The following is a 3,820-nucleotide window of genomic DNA, read 5'->3' on the forward strand; positions in this document are numbered from 1 at the left end:
TTTGGCGGACGGCGCATCAATGGCGCTTCGGTCGAGGTGACCTGCGAGCCGGACGAGAAAATGGCGATCCTAGCCGCAATTCATGAGCGTCCCGGCGAAATTGCCGATATCGAGGTGATCCCGCCGAGCCTCGATGAGGTCTACCGGCACTACTCCGCCTGCGACCCTGAGAAGGAGGTCCGGCCATGAATGCGCTTCTCGCCATTGCGCGTACGGAAGCCCGCCTCGGCTTCCGCAACAGTTGGGTGCTGCTGTCGACAGTGATCCTGACCGTCTTTGCGGTACTGCTGGTGCTGCTCGGTAGCGGCGCTTCAGGCCAGGTCGATGCGCCGCTTCTCAGCGTTTCCATCGCCAGCCTGTCGACCCTATCGGTTTACCTCATACCGCTGATCGCGCTGCTGCTGTCCTTCGACGCGATTGCCGGTGAAATTGATCGCGGAACTCTTCAACTGGTATTGGCAACGCCGATCCCGCGCTGGCAGTTGCTGGCCGGCAAGTTCATAGGGCATCTGGCAGTGCTCGCCATTGCGATCATTGTCAGTTCCGGTGTCGCCGCCGGTCTCGCGATTGCACTCGATGATTATGCAGGTGCGCGACCGCTTGGCGATCTGGCGGCGCTAACGGCCACGAGCATCCTGCTCGGTGCTGTCTTTATTGCGATTGGCTATGTAGCCAGCGCCAGCGTGCGCCAGACGGGCACGGCGGCAGCACTCGCCGTCGGAATCTGGCTCGCCGCCGTCGTTCTCTACGATCTGGCGCTTCTCGGCGGCCTGCTTGCCAGTGGCGAGGGCGTGTTCGCACGCTCGGTCTTCCCCTGGCTCCTGCTGGTCAATCCGGCTGATGCCTTCCGTCTGTTCAACATGAACGCAGCCGATGCCTCTCTCGTGCAGAAAGGCCTTGGTTCGGTGTCCGGCAGTCCGCTGGCGCATAGCGCATGGGTGCTCGTCAGCCCGCTTGCCTGGACGCTTGCCGCCATCTCCTTCGCTGTTCTCCTGCTGAAAGGGGTCCGGCCATGAAACGCACTCTGTTCGCTATAGCTCTCTTCACCGTCACAGCGGCCCTTGGCGGCTGTTCCGAGGAAGAACAGAGCGCCGCCCTGCCCGCTCCGGTCGCCATGACCGAGGAAGCCGTCGGTCACTACTGCAACATGACCGTTCTCGAGCACGAAGGCCCGAAGGCGCAGGTCCATCTGAAGGGATACGAACACCCGGTCTGGTTTACACAGGTGCGCGATGCAGTGGCCTATCTCAGGTCGCCGGAAGAACTGGCAGAAGCCGTGGTCACCTATGTGCATGACATGTCAAAGGCAGATAGCTGGGCCCATCCCGGCGACGGTGCATGGATCAATGCCGAAGATGCGGTCTTCGTCATTGAAAGCGCCCGAAAGGGCGGCATGAGCGCGCCGGAGGCAATTCCGTTCGGCGCGATGCAGGCCGCTGAAAAATTCATCGCGGAGAATGGAGGGCGCGCGGTGCATCTCGCCGAGATTCCCGACACTTACGTGTTGGGACCTGCCGACCTGACCTCCGTCAATGAAGAAGAAACGAACGTTCATGCGCATATGGGTTCAATGCAATGACCATCACCCGCAGACGTTTCATCGCAATCTCCGCTGCCACCGCCGCCTACGGCATATCGGGCATTTCCCCCTCTGCAGCCTCAATGCAGCAATGGCAGGGTGTGGCACTTGGTGCTCATGCGCAGATCCGGCTTGCCGGGCTGGAGGCATCGCGGGCGCAAAAGCTGCTCATCGAGGTCCGCAACGAGATCTCGCGGCTCGAGGACCTCTTCAGCCTTTACCGCCCGCAAAGCGCGCTCTGCCGATTGAACGCAGACGGGTTCCTTGCGGAGCCTGCGCCCGACCTGCTGGCGCTGGCGAGCCAGGTTTCGGCTGCCAATTCACTCAGCGAAGGGATTTTCGACCCGACCGTTCAACCCCTCTGGCAGACCTATGCCAAGGCCGGCGGGAAACCGAATGAGGACGCGCTTGCGCACGCCAGAAAGCTTGCTGGGTGGCACAAGGTCGCCGTGGATGTGGATCGCATCGTCTTGCCCGTCGGCGCCGCCCTCACATTCAATGGCATCGCCCAGGGCTTCGTGACCGACCGGATCGCCGACTACCTCCGCCGCAACGGCTTGAGCGAGGCGCTCGTCGAAATCGGAGAAATCAGCGCAATCGGCGCGCCTTCAGGCATGCGCGGTTGGCCTGTACATCTTGGTAATACCGATGGCCCTGAAGTTCGTTTGCGCGATCGCGCGATCGCCACCAGCGCCCCTTCCGGAACGGTTTTCAGCGCCGATGGCGAGAGCCATTTGATCGATCCCGTATCCGGCAAGCCAGCTCAATCCGACTGGCTACGCACGACCGTCATCCATGAATCTGCTGCCATGGCGGATGCGATGTCGACGGCCGCTGCCCTGATGACACCGGAAGCCGTGGAGCGGATGATCAAGGCCAGTGGCAATGCTGCGGTCATCGGCCAGCATGCCCGGCTCGGCGAAGTTCGGTTCGAAGTCTAAGAACCTCTGCTGTCACGATCCGCGCGGCCGTGACAGCGCGGGGCCGAGCGTGACGGCGAATGCGGCATACGCAACGATCCAGAACGTTGCCGCCAAATAGAGCAGTCCGACATAAGCCGCGGGCGCATATTCTGCGGAGAGACGAGCAACAGTCGCCAAAAGAATTGCTGCGAAAGCCAGCTTGCCGCCTGCACCCGCCCGCAACTCCTGACCGGTGTGCCCGCGTGCCGCGCGCACCATGACGGCAAGCGTCATCGTGCCGAACGCACCGACCCCGAGCAAATGATAAGGCACCGCAGGAGGGATGGCTTCCGGCGCCAGAATGGCCATGCCCAGCGCCATCATGCCCACAGACAGCAGGGCGTAGGCCGCGTGCAGGATCCACACGAGCGGATCACGCAGAGTGCGATATCCGGCCCAGCGCGCGAGACGAAGCAATTGCATGACCCCTGACGCGACAAGCGACAGCGCGGTCACCGTCTTTTCTGGCAGCACAATCCAACCAGCAAGCGCCAGGCTCGTCACACCGATTGCCAACTTGTCGAACGGCCCGAATGACGTAGGCAACCGTCCGGGGTTTTCCCGCACCATCCAGTTACGGGTGAAGCTCGGCACAATGCGGCCGCCAATGATGACAATGAGAAGCGTGGCTGCGGCAAAGGCCAGGCGTCGCGCCAGAAGTGTGTCGTCCGCGAAAACCACTTGCCAATGAAACAATGCATTCGCACCCGTGAGTATGCCGAGCGGAATGAGAACTTTCAGGTTGCGCCAGTTGCCGCCTGAGACGATTTCACGCGCGATAACGAGCGCGACGGCTAAAAGGAAAGCACAATCGGCCATCATCGCTGCCTGCCAGCCGATCCATTGCGACATCAGCACCGCCAGCCTGCCGGCAATCCAGAGAGCAACAAGAACTATGAGCCCGGCGCCCTGCAACGGCATGCGTCCGGTCCAGTTGGGAACCGCGGTAAACAGAAATCCGGTGACGATCGCCGGCAGGAAGCCGAACAGCAGCTCATGCACATGCCATTCGACAGGCGCAAAATGCGTCGGCAAGATGATATTCCCGAACCATGCAGGCAACCAGACCGCGATCGACGCTGCGGCGTAGATGGCACCGGCAAGAAAGAAGGGCCTGAAGCCATAACTGAAAAGGGCGGGGCCTGTATAGCCGCGCGTACGTGGGATGGGCATGGTTTGGTTCCAAATACTGGACTAGGCTCCCAGACCTTATGACCAAGCGCGGTTCTCTCTTTGCAGTTGAGCAAGCTCTGAAGGAAACATGCTTCAAAAACTCGAT

At 61.3% G+C, this 3,820-nt stretch carries 4 protein-coding genes and 1 pseudogene; 4 read left to right on the forward strand and 1 reads right to left on the reverse strand.

Annotation, left to right across the window (positions count from 1 at the left end; genetic code table 11):
• From ACKTEK_RS15945 to ACKTEK_RS15960, 4 genes and pseudogenes are all read left to right on the forward strand, one after another.
• Positions 1-189: pseudogene (locus tag ACKTEK_RS15945) on the forward strand (ABC transporter ATP-binding protein); the annotation flags it as partial.
• Positions 186-1,016 carry an ABC transporter permease gene (locus ACKTEK_RS15950; RefSeq protein ID WP_409166313.1) on the forward strand — a complete coding sequence of 277 codons (831 nt, stop codon included), beginning with the start codon at positions 186-188 and terminating at the stop codon, positions 1,014-1,016. The pseudogene ACKTEK_RS15945 and the gene ACKTEK_RS15950, both read left to right, overlap by 4 nt.
• 98 nt (positions 1,017-1,114) lie before the next feature.
• On the forward strand, positions 1,115-1,579 hold the full coding sequence (locus ACKTEK_RS15955) for a nitrous oxide reductase accessory protein NosL (RefSeq protein ID WP_409166314.1): 465 nt from the start codon (positions 1,115-1,117) through the stop codon (positions 1,577-1,579).
• Positions 1,576-2,520, forward strand: coding sequence for an FAD:protein FMN transferase (locus ACKTEK_RS15960; protein ID WP_409166315.1), 945 nt, complete (start codon positions 1,576-1,578; stop codon positions 2,518-2,520). The genes ACKTEK_RS15955 and ACKTEK_RS15960 overlap by 4 nt, the downstream gene beginning before the upstream one ends.
• Before the next feature lie 12 nt (positions 2,521-2,532).
• Here the strand turns inward: ACKTEK_RS15960 and ACKTEK_RS15965 are convergent, their stop codons facing one another.
• Positions 2,533-3,714: an NnrS family protein gene (locus ACKTEK_RS15965; RefSeq protein WP_409166316.1), complete on the reverse strand. Its 1,182-nt coding sequence runs from the start codon at positions 3,712-3,714 to the stop codon at positions 2,533-2,535.
• Positions 3,715-3,820 lie beyond the last annotated feature (106 nt).

It is taken from the genome of Tepidamorphus sp. 3E244, from assembly GCF_046159835.1.
In the GTDB taxonomy this organism is placed as follows: Bacteria; Pseudomonadota; Alphaproteobacteria; order Rhizobiales; family Tepidamorphaceae; genus JACKJK01.